This is a genomic window from Haloglomus salinum (assembly GCF_024298825.1).
GTDB classification, from domain to species: domain Archaea; phylum Halobacteriota; class Halobacteria; order Halobacteriales; family Haloarculaceae; genus Haloglomus; species Haloglomus salinum.
In genome coordinates, this window is record NZ_CP101153.1 from 273,845 (window position 1) to 288,324 (window position 14,480).

Genomic DNA, 14,480 nt, shown 5'->3' on the forward strand with positions numbered 1-14,480 from the left:
CATATCTCACTACTGAGCGTCTAACCTCGGCATAATCTATTTTCTGTACCCCACAAACACTTTTCAATGCTACTGTGAGTGAGTTTTCGTCATCCAGGTCGGAACTGTACTCGCCACTAAGTAATGCAGCACCCAGTAAACCCGGTAAACTTAGAGTAAACTTCGTTTACCGGAAGATATATGCGCCGATCTGATAATGACATATCATCGATGTCGGACAGCTTGGGCGAGATCGCCGTCTCCACCAAAGTCGATGGTGCCATGAGCGAGTTTATCGAAGACGAGGCCCGCCAACTCGGAATCAGCCGGGCGGAGTTCGTCAGACGAGTCCTCGAGTTCTACCGGGAGAGCCAGCGAGAAGAGACACAATGCCCCTGGTGTGAGGAACCCATCGTCATGAACGTCGAAACATGAAGTTCGTCAAGCCCGGTGACAATGACGACGAGGCCGACCAGAAGGGTGCAGATCCGACCGACCAGAAGCAATCGATATCGCTCGCATGGGAGTCCGACACCGACCAACCTGAACACACTCCGACCTCCGCAACGGAAGCAAACGCGACCGCACTAGAGGCGACGCGGGAAACCGTCGACGACCTTCGGGCACTCATCGAAGAACAACAGGAAGTCATCTCTAAACAACGCGCAGCTATCGAGGACCTCCAATCCGAGACCAATACTCTCGCTGACCAGGTCAACAACCAACATTCGGAGATCCAAGACCAATACAAAGAACTCGCAGCCATTCGGGAGCGCTTGGCTGCCCTTCAGGATATCGAGGGAACCGTCGAGGACGTGGACGCACGAACCGACCAATTGGAAGCGGCAGTCCCCGACCTCAATGGTCGGGTGACGGAAACGGAACGCCATGTCGCGCGGCTCCGGACAGCCGTGCTCGAAGAGGAACAGCCGTGCCCCAACTGTTCCGGCGGCCACATCACCCTGACCGGTGGGGTCATTGACCCCAACAGAATCGTCTGCGACCAGTGCGGCTACGAGGAGTCGACCGCCATCCAGTAGCAGGTCAGTCCCGTGGTTCGGAACCCCTCCCAGCAAAAACGCCGGGGAAGTCCCTGGGTGACTCGGCCAATTCTTCGATGTCCTCCGCACCAATATTTCCGGCTCGGACGAGCGCCCCGATCTCGGCGTCGGTTAGCTCCTTGCCGTTCTCGAGACGCCGAGACAGCTTCTCGACATCGGGATCGTACTCGACCGAGATGGAGACATCTGCGTTGGTCGCCCGGCCGCCCGACTGAAAGAGTCGGTTGACGTTCGCACCCTGGAGGACACCGTGCCCGATACACCTTTCGAGCCGGGGGCGATCCCCATCAACTCCGAGATAGGCGAAAGCAATCATCGCCGCGAGCACGTCGTCGGTTTCGTCCGAGCCAAGCTCTTCGAATACCTTCGCCCGCTCGTCCGGGTCCAGAAATAGACTCAGTAACACGAAATCCTTGAGCCCGTTGATCACTCGCTCGCGGATATCCTGGCGTCTGTTCGCGTCCGTCTGTGGCTGGGCGTACTCCTTCAGTCCACAGAGATAGTCCCGGTCGGTCGGAGAGAGGATACCCCGTGGTCGATCCTCGGGCGTAAGCAGCGGCTCACTATCGCTGTCGTCGTCTCTGACACCGTCGATACTCGTGAACAGATCGCCGGGAGGCCCGTCTCCGTCTTCGGACATAATTAGTCCATTACGGCCTAACTTTGAATAGTTTTTCATCCATTACCACTTTGGCGGTGAGGGCCGTTTCTCATATCAGGCGGAGAAAATGACGGCACCAATCGCAACCAGAACGTCCCCTCGTCGACGCACGCGACGAGCGGTAATCCCCGAGAGACGAACAGCATCGCTACGGGGGAAGTACGTCCTACAGGTCGTCCAGCAAAGTCGGGAAGACAACAGGAACAGGCTCCCTATCCGAGGTATCCGGTCACCGACTGGTCTCACCCACACCCGGTCTTCTAACCGACATTTCCCGTCGGCCATGCACCAATGCGGATTAGGTTCGAGGGGCAATTTTGACTCCATAGACACGATGTGGGTCGCGGGACCCACTGTTCGGGGGAAACGGACTACGTGTTCGGTGGGCGAATTCCCGAGAGGGGCCACCTCGGAAGTGCGGACCGACGACGGTGAGGTTGCCATCATGGCAGGCTGGAGTCCCTTGACCGAACCCGACGGCCAAACACCTCCGACGATCCGGCGGTTCGACGGGCATCGAGCGGTGACACTACCACTTCCCGGCGCACGGACGACGGGACAGATCACCGTGAACCCCAACCGATGAGTGATTCCGAAGGGACGACTGGCACAGCGCCCGCTGTGACCCAGGGTGGGGATGAGTTGTTCTCCGGAGTGATCCCGGTTGATGACGTGATCGATTTCTATCTCGAGACGAACCCCTGGGGAGCGCAGCCAAGCACCGTCACGTCCTACCGGACGCGCCTGCGGCATTTCCAGCAGTTCTGCGCCCAGCACGACATCGAGGACCTCCGGGACCTCCAGGCGTCCCACACGGACGCATACCACAACTACCTGCGGAAGCAGCCACAACTCAGCGCCCGGTCATCAGTGAAGAGCTGCCTGGCGTCGCTCCGGAAGTTCCTCCGGTACTGCGAGCACCGCCAGGTGTTCGACCGTGGCTTCCACGAGCTCGTCATCCTCCCGACCCTCTCCGACAACGAGGGGAAAGACGAATCGTGGCTCTCCCGTGACGAGGCCAAGAAGATCGTCGCCCACTTGGCGAAGTTCGAACCCTTCACCAGGGAGCACGTCGTCTGGACGCTCCTCGCCGAAACGGGGGTTCGACAGTCTACTCTGTACGCGTTCGACCTCGATGATTACGACGACACGGAGCGGTACATCGAGGCGGTCAACCGGGAAGAGACAGGGACGCGATTGAAGAACGGCGCCCGTGGCGAGCGCGAGATCAGCATCTCGACCGAGGCGACCCAGGTCCTCGACGGATACCTCCAGGCGAACCGCCACGACGTGACGGACGAGCACGGCAGGCAGCCGCTGATAACGACGACGAACGGTCGCCTCCAGAAGAGCACGATTCGTCAGTACGTGTACGCGTGGTCCCGGCCTTGCGCCATTGGGGCGGAGTGCCCGATCGGTGAGGACCCGGACACCTGCCCGGCTGCGCAAACGAACAATACCGCGTACAAATGCCCGGAGTCCGTCTCGCCGCACCCGATTCGGCGCGGCTACATCACCCATCTACGGGCCAACGGTGTCCCCACCGGTGACGTGATTTCGAAGCGGTGCGACGCCAATCCCGATACCATCGAACGGTGGTACGACATGACCATGGAGTCGGAACGCCGCGAGGCGCGGCGTTCGTACGTCGAGGACCTCTAACGGTAGTCTCCGATTCAGATGATCCGTTTAGACGGAGAAACAGCCGTTGAGTACTGAGCACGTCGGTGTTGGCATGGATGTCCCTGCTGGTCTCCCGGTAGTATCGATTCCTCCGGAGAGGGTGGAGATAACCGGAGCAACTGTGACCGAAGAAGTCAGTGGAAGGGACGGGCACTGACTGTTCGAGTGTTCACCTTTCTGGATACTCTTCCTGCCCATGGATAGTTTTTGTTTCCACTATATAACTAAGCAATGGAGGTAGCAACAAGCCAGGTGACCTCGAAACGGTTTGACGCCAACCCGAGGCCATCGAACGGTGGTAGGGCATTTCATCGAGTCGGAGCATCGTGAGGCGCGGCGGTCGTACGTCGAAGATCTTTGTCCCTTCGAACTATACGTCCTCCAAGTACCCCCGTCGCTGTTCCATCTTCTCCTGATCGGTGCGTTCGTCGTAGTGCTTCTCGATCACCCGTTCAGAGACATCTGCGCGATCCGAGACGACCGGTGACGGGACATCGGACCGGAGCCAGTGCGTGATGGAGCCCCGCCGAAATGGGTGGGGCGAGACCGACTCCGGACAGGAGCTGACCTTGTTGTGGTCTGTCGCCTCACAGGTCTGCGGGTTACGGTCGAGGGGACACCGCCGATTGTACCGGCATGGCTGGGTGTATTTGTACGCGTACCCCGCTATCGTGCTGCCGGCGACGCGCCCGTTCTTGGTCGAAATCAGCGGCTCCCGACCGTACTCGTCGGTCACGTCGGGACGTTTGTGCGCTATCCAGTCGTCCAATAGCTCGGCGAGGGACTCGGAGACGGCCACGTGGCGCTCGGATGACCGCTTGTTCTTGAGCGGCGTTCCGGTCTCGGGCCGGTGCTCGAACCGGAGTGACTGCTCGGTCGCGTCGTAATCGCCGAGGTCGAGCGACCGGACTGCGCCACAGCGGGCCATCGTGTGCCACATCACCGCCAGCGTCACGTGTGCCCGACTGCAGTAGTGGAACCGGTCGAGATTGTGCAGTACCGCCTGGGCCCTCTCTGCGTCGAGATGCGTGTCTCGAACGCCCTCGTCCCCCGTGAGGGACGGCGACTGGACGCGCTCGGAGAGCCCGCTCTCCACGGCCTCGATGCTCTCACACCACCGGACGAACACACGGGTGGTGGTCATCATCGACTTCTCCGTCGAAGGGGCCCAGTCGCCCGCCTTGCGCCCGTCGAGTTGGTACTCCTTGATGAGGCGGCCCGTGAGTTCGTTCAGATTGGTGATCCCCCGGTCGTCGAGCCAGTCGACGAACGCTGAGATACGCGACCGGTGGGATACGATGGAACTCCGAGAAAGGGTTCCTTCCTTGTCCGCGAGGTACAGTTCTAGTGCGGTGTTCGGATCGATTGGATCGAGGTCGGACATACTAGTTCACGCTCATGTTGGTGGTGCGAATCACCAGACTGGAGCGGGATCCGAATCGTGTGCAGCGTGATTGTACCCTGCAGGGAAACGCATCGAACGCAAGAATGTAGATATCCTCCTCGATGCCTTCGACGATCTCGCTAGCGACTACGACGCCGAGTCGTATCGCTACTCAATTTCTCTGCACCGGAAGGTGGCGTAGAGCCTACTCCCTTACTCCGCGACTGCGCTCATGAAGAACGCCGAGAAGACGATCTGAATCCCCAGAACGACTGCCGTCATCGCTGCGATATCAGCGAGCAACAGCGGCAGCTGGGTGAAGCCGCTCGCAACCCAGCGAGCGCCCATAGCAGCTACGTACACCACGCCACCGCTGAACACGAGCAGGCCCGCAGTTGCGCCGTGCTCCAGCCGTACTTGCTTGACCATCCAGTTAGTCACAGGGTCCGTTGGCGCCCGAATCGGGTCGCTGCTCACGGTCGCGAACACACCGAAAGCAGCAATTTGCGCTCCGACCAGCGTCAGGAGACTCCCACCGACCATCGAATGCGCGCCGAAGTTGGTAGTCCCAACTGGCATACCCGAAAGACTCAGCCCCATCAGCAGAACGCCGAGTCCCATCATCACCATCCCTGGCACCGAGAACAGATACCCGGGTGCGTTCAGCAGCATGAATCGGACGTGGCGCCAGCCATCCTGGAAACTGTCCAGCGTAGCCTCGCCCTCCCGCTCGTGGTAGACGATTGGCCGCTCCGCAATCGTCAGGTCACGAGCGCCCGCTTCCATGATCATCTCACTGGCGAACTCCATCCCGGTCGTCTTCAGGTCGAGTTCGTCGAGCACGTCACGTCGGAACACGCGGAAGCCACTGTGGGCGTCTGATACGCCCGCATCGTAGAACACGTTGAGGAACTTCGTCAGCAGCGGGTTCCCGATGTGCTCGTGGAGGGGCGGCATCGCCCCGTCCCTGATCTCTCCTTCGAGACGACTCCCCATGCACATGTCCGCCTCGCCGTTCCGAACCGGTTCGAGGAGCCGCGGGATCTCTTCGAAGTCGTACGTCGTGTCGGCGTCGCCGATGATGATATACTCCCCCCGAGCATGTTCGAACGCGTACCGATACGCGTAGCCGTAGCCCGGCTTGTCCGGCTCGACGACGATGGCGCCCATTTCCCGGGCGATCTCGGGTGTCTGGTCGGTCGAACTGTCACTGATGATGACTTCGCCCGGAAGCTCCAGCTCGGCGAGTGCGTTCTGCACTCGCTCGATACATTCGCCGATACCTTCCTCCTCGTTCAGCGTCGGAATGACGACGCTGATCACCGGCTCCGTCTCGCTGTCGGCCTGAACGAGGCCAATCACTCCGGATGCAGAACTCGCGTTCCCGTTAGTTCTAGAAGGTTCCGCCGCTCCGTTTCCCCCCGATCCCACTACTTGCCGTGACTCACTTGTCATTTTTCCCCCGTGTTAACGTGACTCCGCCGCTCAGCGTCCCACCGCACTCCGCACAGACAAGATCTCCATCCACCGTCTGCACACCAGGAGCATTGCACGGGATACACTTGACAGCGGCATTTCGCACTCGCCGTGGATACCGTCCCATCGTGGTATTTTATCCTCTGCTCGCCCCCCCAAATAGGTATCGACACCCTTGGCTGGTTAAAAATCCGTAATATCGCCTGAGTGCTTTCCAACGGAGTAGTCATTCCCGGAGATATTCGAACCATGGATAGAGCTGAGATATGTCAATGTACGCGCTCTGGCCAACGATATTCGGAAGTTGCCTACTCAACAAAACTGAACTGAGTTCTCTGCTGATTCCCGCCGGAGGTATTCACTCGCCTGCTCGGGCACCAACAGCCTACTCGACACCAAAGATAGCAAAATATGCAACACGAATACCACGTTCACCGCGGCGTCCCTGCGGGATCCCGCTCGAGCAACTCCTCACAACCGGCAGGTAGCCACGACCGATCCGGCACCGCGAACCGCGCTGCCTCTGGCGTCAAGACGGAGCCCGAGGCTGGCGAGAGGAACGTAGAACGGAACGAGTACCGGAAAATGGCGTCCCTTTTGAGGACTGTCGAACCGCCAGTACCTCACCTTCAGCCGGCGCCCGATGGGGGCTGTTTGCAATCGATTCCCCCAACCCCCCCCAATCAGCGAGTGTCCATGACTCCGCTTACACGGTTTTCGCGTCCGGGAGCGGGTTTCCGCAGTTCTCACAGAAGTCCTCCTGCCACGGGACCGTGGCCCTTGGGTCCCGCTCGTCGGGAGGACAGTCACATCTCACCATCGGGTGAATATCCGAATCAAATTGGAATGAAATTGGTGCCGGGTATTTAGGGCACTTTTTGTATCTCTCGGGAGAAAGTGATGCCGCGTCCACGTATCGGATACCAGTACTTGCGGGCGTCGGGGAAGATCCGCAACCCTAGTCGGCACTCGACGCCCGGCTGAGAACTCGTCGGGAGTCGCTCGTCACGTTCACCCACAGGTGGACTTCCCGATACGCTCCGTCCACACTCGGCTCCGGTGGCACTTCGCCCCTGTACAGCAGGTACGTCAACCGTAGGTCTTCACCAGCCATCGTCGGCTCCACGGAGTGGGGCTGGATCCACGTCTCGTTCTGCCCGAGCGTCGTCTCGAACGTCCGCAGGCGCTCCTCCTCGTGTATCGTCGCGTTGAACGACGGCGTCACGGTCCCGTTGGCCGAGTTCACGCGTGAGACGTTGGACGTGTACGACACGTTCTGCAACATCACCACCACGCTGTAGTTCACGGACTCGTGCTCTTGGTTCCCGATTCCGACCACCAACTCCCGAGGCTCCCCACGCGTGAACTCCGTGGGATAATCGTCCGCAACCAGGTCGCCCGTCTCGTTCTGGGTCAGCAGATACAGCTCGGAGAACGACTCGCCCTGCTTGGGCACCGCAACCGCATACCCGACACTCGACACGGCCAGCACGATACTCAACACCAGCACCACGTTCAGCACGGCGTCGGCCCGGTCATCCGGCTCGAGCATCTCCTCGCGACCGGCCGCCCACCACTCGCGATACGGCACCGCGAATCGCTCCTCCTCGGGTAACTCCCACCGACGAACAGCCCCCACGGCCACGGCCACGAGCGTGAACCCGCTCACCGAGACCATGATCGGCGCCAGCCGGATGCCCCACGGCGTGAAGTTCAGCACCAGCCCGATCAACGGTACCACGGCGATACTCAGGCCGAACGAGAGTGCGACCCGCTCGATGCCGTCGATGCCACCCTCACGCGATGCCTCGACGTCCAGGTCCCCCTCCTCGTCCTCGTCGACATCAGGCCCCTCCCCAGCCTCGGGGAACAGCGCGGCGATGAACGCATATCCTGGGACGAACAGGACGAACGGCAGGCCCAGCACCACCCGCAGCGGCGTCTCGCGGACGACCGGCGCGAACACGACGACTATCGTCAGCCCGACGAGCAGCGAGACGGCCGCCAGGTCCGCGGGCAGTCGCCGGACTGACGCCGGGAGGAGTAGCCACGGGTCGCGCCGTTGACTCATCTACCGGCTGAAAGTGAGCGACCCCTAAAAGCCGGTCGGTCACTCGCGTCGCCTCCTCACCTATTCCTCGGTCAGTCTAGTCCACGACCGGCTCGCTCACAGACGCTCGAGGCGGAAGCCCACGACTGAACTCGTGGGTTTTCTCCTCGATTCCCTATCTTGATTCAGCGAGAGAATCCCGCCGTTCACGGCGGGCGTGAATCGCGTAAGCCCGGTGCGACAGTCCACGCGGTTCTGCCCGACCGAATACCCAACGGCACAAGAGTTATCGAGATTGGGTATCTTGCATTTGGTGAGGCCAAATGAAGTATAACCTGCAATACGGGTCTCATACGGTCTACGCGCTCCAATATCACTTTGTAACCGTCACGAAGTACCGCACTGACATCCTCACCGATGAGCGACTGGAGCGCGTGGCTGAAGTTGCACACGAGATTGCAGACGACTTCGAGGCCGACATCAAGAACGTGGACGGAGGCACCGACCACGTTCACATCCTGTTCACGACCAAACCTACCACCGACCTCACGAAGTTCATCAACTCGCTCAAGGGCGTCACATCCCGCCGGATTCGGCAGGAGTACCCCGAGGTGAAACAGACGCTCGAAGATGCGTTCTGGCAACCGGGATATTTCCTCGCCACGACCGGCCAAGTGAGCATCGACGTGCTGATGGACTACGTGGACGACCAGTAGCATGACCGCGACAACCACGAAAACGCTGGAGGCCACGCTCGCCCCGCCGACAGCCCACAAAGAGCGCAAACTGTGCGACCTGCTCGACACCTACCGGGCAGGACTCCACGAGGCGTTCGAGGCCGGGTGCGAGACGATGAACGCAACCAGCGACGTGGTGACGCCCTACGATCTGCCGTATCAGGCGAAGGCGGCCCTGTGCAACTACGTCCCGCAACTGCACGGCACCTACGACGCACAGGAGTTGGACGACGACCACCCAGTTCGACTCACCAACCAAGCCGCCAAGTTCGACCACTCACCGGAACGGGACTACGAGTTCACGTGGTGGGTGCCACAGCCCGGTCGCGGGACGAATTTCTGGATACCACTCCGTATCAACCCCGCTCAAGAAGAACTCTGGCACGACCTCGTGGACGGTGAAGCGTCGGCTGGCCAACTCCGCCTGCAACGTCACCGCACGTCGTGGACGCTTCACGTCACCGTCGAGTTTCCGGTCGAAGAACCGAATTACGACCCGACAGACGACGATGTAACACCAGTCGGCTTCGACATTGGCGAAGCACACCTGCTCGCGGGCTGTGCCTGCGAGCAGGGCACTCCGACCGACCCACTCCTCATCAACGGTGGCCGCGCTCGTCACCTCCGCAAAGAGATGCACACGACGCTCAAGCGGCTGCAAGAGCGCGAGGCCGCCCAGTGGCGGATTGACGAACGGTTCGACCACTACCAGAACGCACTCACAGACATCATCGAGAAGGCGTCTCGGCAGGCAATCGAGTACGCCTGCCGGTTCGAGAAGCCTGTGGTCGTGCTGGAAGACCTCTCGGACATCCGCGAAGACCTCGATTACGGCGAGTGGATGAACCGACGACTCCACGCGTGGGCGTTCGCTCGCTTGCAGGAGCGTATTGAGGACAAAGCGCGAGAGTCTGGCATCCCGGTCGAATACATCCGCCCGGAGTACACGAGCCAGACGTGCCACGAGTGCGGCCACATCGGGTATCGGGACGGCGATGAGTTCCGGTGTCAGAACGACGAGTGTTGGGTGTCGGAGTATCACGCGGACATCAACGCGGCGGTCAACATCGCTGACCGCCACGACCCGTGGGGTGAGAGCCTGCCGCTGAAATCGGCGGGCGATGACATCTCACGGGATGGGAGCGCCTGTGACAGCGCCACGACCCCCACCGAGCAGAGCCAACCACGGCAGATGACGCTCGGCGAGGTCGGGTCGGAACCCACTACCGGTAGTTAGCCGGTATTCCCATGCAGGGAAGCCGCGCCGTTTACGGCGCGGAGGATGTCACGTAAACCCATCCCTCATGCTCACGCTCGGAAGAGAGAGCTCCTGGCCTGCCCAAGCTGCCCGTGACTGTCACCCTCACACACCGCGGCAAATTCGAGTCAGGTCGTTGGAACCCGTCTCTGCTGTCGTCGGCAGTTGAAAACTGTTGGTCGACTTCATCCCCACCCTGAAGGGCGAGGCTTTCGTCTCGAATCTCCCGTAACTATCACGAAGATACCATATGGATTCTTATACGATAGCTCGCTTGGTACCGTATGCCACTGCGAAGGCGTTCACGCGAGCGACCGGGGAGTCACGCAGCGCCGGGGCGCGATTCCGGCGACCCGCGCCAGCGTAATCGAGAACACACGGGGCGACGCCAGCCGTCGCCCGGGGGGCGGTGATGTCCAGCCGTCGCGTCGCCACCCTGCTTGTGGTGGCCCTGGTGCTGACCAGCGGCTGTTCGTTCCTCGGCGGCGACACCGTCGCGTTCACGGCGTCGCCGGCCAGCGTCTGTTCGGACACGCTCTCCGCGACGGGCTACTCGACCGAGGTGTCGCGCTGGGAGAACCAGTCACGGAACGTGACCGTGGCAGGACAGACACGGACGCTGCAACTCGACAGCTACGTCTCCGGCTACGACCGGACCAACGCGAGCGGGCAGACCAGGGGCGGGTTCGCGCTCTTCGCGACCCCGAAGGCGTCGGTCGCCGGGCAGGCGGCCAACCCCGTCGGCGGGATGTCCGCCCGCGATATGGTGTCGACCCTGTCCGCCGAACTCGACCAGTACGGCGAGCTATCGGACATCCAGCGGCTCGGCACGGACCAGGTGCGCGTCCTCGGGAGCGAGACCACGCGGACCCGGTTCGGCGCGACCGGGACCGACGATAACGGCGACCCGGTCGACGTGGAGCTGTCGATCCTGCGCGTCGAACACGGCTCGGACTTCGTCGTCGCCGGGAGCATCCACGAGCAGTCGAACCCGGGCGAGCGCGAACGCCTCGACCGGCTCCGCGGCTGCATCGAACACGAGGACGCCCAGCCGACCGATGCGGGGCCCACGGCCACGACGACGACCGGCCCGGACAAGAAAACGCCGACCGATACCGAGACGCCGGTTGAGGCACAGCTCGCGACGGGCTTCCACCCGCCGCAGGTCGACGGGCTCCTCTACGGCCACTCCGGCCAGCAACTCGAAGAGGGGTCGGCCGCCGAGTGGGCCGACGGCTCGGTCCGGTCGGTCACGCTCCGGTCGGCCGACGGCGAGCGGACACTGGAAGGCACGCTCTACGTGAAGGAGGTCCAGGACCGGCTCTACGTCGCCCTCTCGGCCCCGTCCGTGACGGAGTCGGCCCCCGACCGCATCGCCGTGCAACTCGACCGCGACGGCGATGGGGAGCTGTCGGCCGGTGACGTTCGTCTCCTCCGTACCCCCAGCGACGGTGACGACGCCAGGGCCGAGGAGTCCGGCGCCGGGGTGCGTATCGAGGTGTTCCGCGATGGCGAGTGGATGGCCACCGACAGCGGCGCCGGGGCGCCCGTGGCCGCATCCGCGGCCGTCTCGCCCGCCAACACAGCGAGGGCCGCCGGACCCGGGTACGTCGTAGAGACAACAGGCGATGTCGACAGCGACACCGACGCCGGACTCGTCCTGGAGGCCGCACTCGACCGGCAGCATCTCGAGGAGGTGGCTGGGGCGGTCGATGCGGAGAGCGAGCGGACCGGCGTGTGGGTCGGCCTGGAACTCGAGGGAGAGACCTACGGCGTCGAGCGGATCGACCTCAGCGACGAACTCACCGGGAACGGGTACCTCGATTACCGGGTCAGGCCGCGCCTGCAGTTGCCCGAGGACGAGGTCGGCGTCGACCACATCGAGGTGACCCAGAGCGTGCAGACGGCGAGCAACTCGCTCCGGCTCGTCCGCGAGAAGGAGTCGCTCGCCCGCGTGTTCGTCACGCACGACAACAGCGACGCGACGGAGGTAACGGTCCGGCTGACGGGGTACGATGTGGGTGGCGGAACCGTCCGCACGCTCGGGACGGAGACGACGACGTTCGATGCGCCGTCGGGAACGCCGGACCGCAACGACGGCGACGACAGCGCGAACATCGAGTTGCCGGCGAGCTGGACCGACGTGGAGGACCTCCGGCTGGAGGCCCGGGTCTACCGGCTCGGGTACCTCGACCAGACGCCCGCGGACAACAGCCAGCAGACGACCGTCTCGTTCGTCGAGACGTTCGACCCGAACATCTACTACGTCCGCCCGGACGTGCAGAGCGGCGCCGGCACCTCGCGGACCACGACGGCGACCGCGGACGCGGCCACGGCGTCGCTCGCGGATACGTATCCCGTCGCGGACCCCACGTTCATCGAGCTCGCGGCGTCGAACGCCGACTTCGAGGGCGCGAGCACGAGCGAGCGCATCAACGAGCTGAACCGCGTCACCTTCGGGCTCCTGTGGGCGTCGGCCGCGACGACCGGCCCGAACTCGCCCGCCCGGCCGACGCAGGTGTACGGCTTCACGCCCGACTTCGCCGGCATCAGTGACCCGGCCTGGGACAACGGCGCCTCGTACGCGTCCATCGGTGGCCCCACCGGGTCGGCCCACCGACGGATGGTCATGGCCCACGAGATAAACCACAATCTCGGCGACGACGACTGGGGCAAGCACGTGGGCAACCGCTCGGCCAACCGGTTCGCGAACGGCTGTACGGCCGGTGCCGACGACGAGTGGTCGAGCATCAACCCGACGAACACCTACATCCAGGAGGTCGGGTGGGACCCGTCGGTCGGCATCATCCCGCAGCAGTTCCCGGAGTTCGAGAGCTACTGTCAGATCTGGGAGGTCCGGAGCACGGTTCCGGGCTGGTCCACGAACGACCCGCCGCAGTGGATCAGCGACTACCGCTGGGAACGCCTCGCCGACCGCTTCACCTCGTGGGACGACAACCCCGCGCACCCGAACCTCCGCAGTGACGGTGGCTCCGGGTCGGCCGAGACGGCCGCCGACAGCGCGTCCGGTCGCAAGTTGCTCGGACGCGAGCGGCCGACCGCGCGGCTCATCTCGGGTGTCCTTTTCCGGGAGGGTGGCGGTGAGTTGCGCCCCACCTTCGAGCAACCCGGCCGCGTCGGGCCGGAGATTCCCGGTACCGGCGTCGGGGTCGGCGCCGGCGTCGAGGACCCCCACGCCGTCCTCGTCGTGCAGTACGATGACAGGAGCGAGCGCGAGATACCGCTCGCGGGCCGGTTCGAGGACGGACTGGAGGAGTACGGTGACGAACCCGCGCGTCCGTTCACGGTTCCGGTCGCCGACAACGGCACCGTCAGCAGTATCACGCTCGTCGACGCCGACACGGGTGAGCCGCTCGACCGCCTCGCCCCGACGGACTTCCGACTCGAGGAGGCGTCGTTCGACCTGCCCGAGCGCTTCGGACGCGACCAGCCCACGCCGGTCGCGGTCGACCTCGCGGCGGAAGCCGAGGGGCCACTGTACACGCAACTCCTGTACACGCCGGACGGCACCACGCTCTACCCGTTCAGTAGCGTCCGGACCGACGGCGAGTTCACGGCCGCGTTCGACGGCCTGCCGGGCGGCGAGCGGGCGCGGTTCGTCCTCCTCGTGAGCGACGGGGTCGACACCCGGTTCGTCACCAGCGACCCGTTCACCGTCGAGCCTGCTGCGCCGGACGTGCGCATCGCCCGGAACGAGCGCTACGTCGTCGAGGGACCCGCCCCCGAGGACGAGCAACGGGAGCGCCGACAGCTGCGTGACGACGGCGGGTCGAGCGACCGAGCCGGCGAGGAGGTCGGCGACCAGGACCTGACGACCCGGCGGGTCGGCGGGCCAGTCCGTGCGGTCGCCGGCGAGTCGGTCTCGCTGTCGGCCTCGACGCGGGACGAGTGGGGCCGGTCGCTCCCGGTGTCGGCGGTCAGCTGGCAAGCGACCGACGAGAACGGACGGACCGTGGCCCGGCAGTCGGGCACCCCGTTCACGCACCGCTTCGCCCGACCGGGGACCTACGAGGTGACCGTGACCGGCACCGACCCGGACACCGGGCTGTCGGACACCGACACGATCCAGGTGGTGGTGTCGGCGCCGCCACTCCCGGACGCCGGACAGGTCGACGAGTTAAACGCGGCCAAGGAGGAGGCGGCCGACCAGGGCTGAGCCGCCGGCCCGCT

The 14,480-nt window shown here is 63.4% G+C and carries 10 protein-coding genes; 6 read left to right on the top strand and 4 right to left on the bottom strand.

The genetic code is table 11. The features are described from left to right. Window positions 1-210 precede the first annotated feature (210 nt). Both NL115_RS01240 and NL115_RS01245 read left to right on the top strand, forming a co-directional pair. Window positions 211-414, top strand: coding sequence for a hypothetical protein (locus NL115_RS01240; protein WP_254831415.1), 204 nt, complete (start codon window positions 211-213; stop codon window positions 412-414). Beyond that, on the top strand, window positions 411-1,019 hold the full coding sequence (locus NL115_RS01245) for a hypothetical protein (protein ID WP_254831416.1): 609 nt from the start codon (window positions 411-413) through the stop codon (window positions 1,017-1,019). The genes NL115_RS01240 and NL115_RS01245 overlap by 4 nt, the downstream gene beginning before the upstream one ends. A 4-nt stretch (window positions 1,020-1,023) precedes the next feature. On the opposite strand, the gene NL115_RS01250 is transcribed toward NL115_RS01245, so the two are convergent. Beyond that, complete coding sequence (locus tag NL115_RS01250) at window positions 1,024-1,680, bottom strand: DUF8102 family protein (protein ID WP_254831417.1); 657 nt, start codon at window positions 1,678-1,680, stop codon at window positions 1,024-1,026. Window positions 1,681-2,283: 603 nt separating this feature from the next. Here NL115_RS01250 and NL115_RS01255 point away from each other — a divergent pair. After that, a complete protein-coding gene (locus NL115_RS01255) occupies window positions 2,284-3,363 on the top strand; it encodes a tyrosine-type recombinase/integrase (protein WP_254831418.1) in 1,080 nt (359 codons plus the stop codon). A gap of 391 nt (window positions 3,364-3,754) precedes the next feature. Here NL115_RS01255 and NL115_RS01260 read toward each other — a convergent pair whose 3' ends face one another. The 3 genes from NL115_RS01260 to NL115_RS01270 all read right to left on the bottom strand — a co-directional run bounded on the left by NL115_RS01260 (window position 3,755) and on the right by NL115_RS01270 (window position 8,315). Beyond that, window positions 3,755-4,768 carry a tyrosine-type recombinase/integrase gene (locus NL115_RS01260; RefSeq protein WP_254831419.1) on the bottom strand — a complete coding sequence of 338 codons (1,014 nt, stop codon included), beginning with the start codon at window positions 4,766-4,768 and terminating at the stop codon, window positions 3,755-3,757. A gap of 213 nt (window positions 4,769-4,981) precedes the next feature. Next, the gene (locus tag NL115_RS01265) at window positions 4,982-6,130 is read right to left on the bottom strand and encodes a glycosyltransferase family 2 protein (RefSeq protein WP_286667541.1); all 1,149 of its coding nucleotides are present in this window, start codon (window positions 6,128-6,130) and stop codon (window positions 4,982-4,984) included. Between the two features lie 1,072 nt (window positions 6,131-7,202). Then, complete coding sequence (locus NL115_RS01270; protein WP_254831420.1) at window positions 7,203-8,315, bottom strand: DUF1616 domain-containing protein; 1,113 nt, start codon at window positions 8,313-8,315, stop codon at window positions 7,203-7,205. Between the two features lie 302 nt (window positions 8,316-8,617). Between NL115_RS01270 and tnpA the strand changes: the two genes are divergently transcribed. The 3 genes from tnpA (at window position 8,618) to NL115_RS01285 (ending at window position 14,466) form a co-directional block, all read left to right on the top strand. Beyond that, a complete protein-coding gene (gene tnpA / locus NL115_RS01275; protein WP_254831421.1) occupies window positions 8,618-9,010 on the top strand; it encodes an IS200/IS605 family transposase in 393 nt (130 codons plus the stop codon). Between the two features lies 1 nt (window position 9,011). Beyond that, window positions 9,012-10,268, top strand: coding sequence for a transposase (locus tag NL115_RS01280; protein ID WP_254831422.1), 1,257 nt, complete (start codon window positions 9,012-9,014; stop codon window positions 10,266-10,268). 433 nt (window positions 10,269-10,701) lie between these two features. Then, entirely contained in the window at window positions 10,702-14,466 is a 3,765-nt protein-coding gene (locus tag NL115_RS01285; RefSeq protein ID WP_254831423.1) for a DUF6517 family protein, read from the top strand. Window positions 14,467-14,480: the final 14 nt, after the last annotated feature.

Excerpts from the sequence above, each read along its gene's own strand:
- tnpA (WP_254831421.1), top strand. The coding sequence starts at position 8,618 with ATGAAGTATAACCTGCAATACGGGTCTCATACGGTCTACGCGCTCCAA.
- NL115_RS01255 (WP_254831418.1), top strand. The coding sequence starts at position 2,284 with ATGAGTGATTCCGAAGGGACGACTGGCACAGCGCCCGCTGTGACCCAG.
- NL115_RS01280 (WP_254831422.1), top strand. The coding sequence starts at position 9,012 with ATGACCGCGACAACCACGAAAACGCTGGAGGCCACGCTCGCCCCGCCG.
- NL115_RS01270 (WP_254831420.1), bottom strand. The coding sequence starts at position 8,315 with ATGAGTCAACGGCGCGACCCGTGGCTACTCCTCCCGGCGTCAGTCCGG.
- NL115_RS01250 (WP_254831417.1), bottom strand. The coding sequence starts at position 1,680 with ATGTCCGAAGACGGAGACGGGCCTCCCGGCGATCTGTTCACGAGTATC.
- NL115_RS01240 (WP_254831415.1), top strand. The coding sequence starts at position 211 with ATGTCGGACAGCTTGGGCGAGATCGCCGTCTCCACCAAAGTCGATGGT.
- NL115_RS01285 (WP_254831423.1), top strand. The coding sequence starts at position 10,702 with ATGTCCAGCCGTCGCGTCGCCACCCTGCTTGTGGTGGCCCTGGTGCTG.
- NL115_RS01260 (WP_254831419.1), bottom strand. The coding sequence starts at position 4,768 with ATGTCCGACCTCGATCCAATCGATCCGAACACCGCACTAGAACTGTAC.
- NL115_RS01245 (WP_254831416.1), top strand. The coding sequence starts at position 411 with ATGAAGTTCGTCAAGCCCGGTGACAATGACGACGAGGCCGACCAGAAG.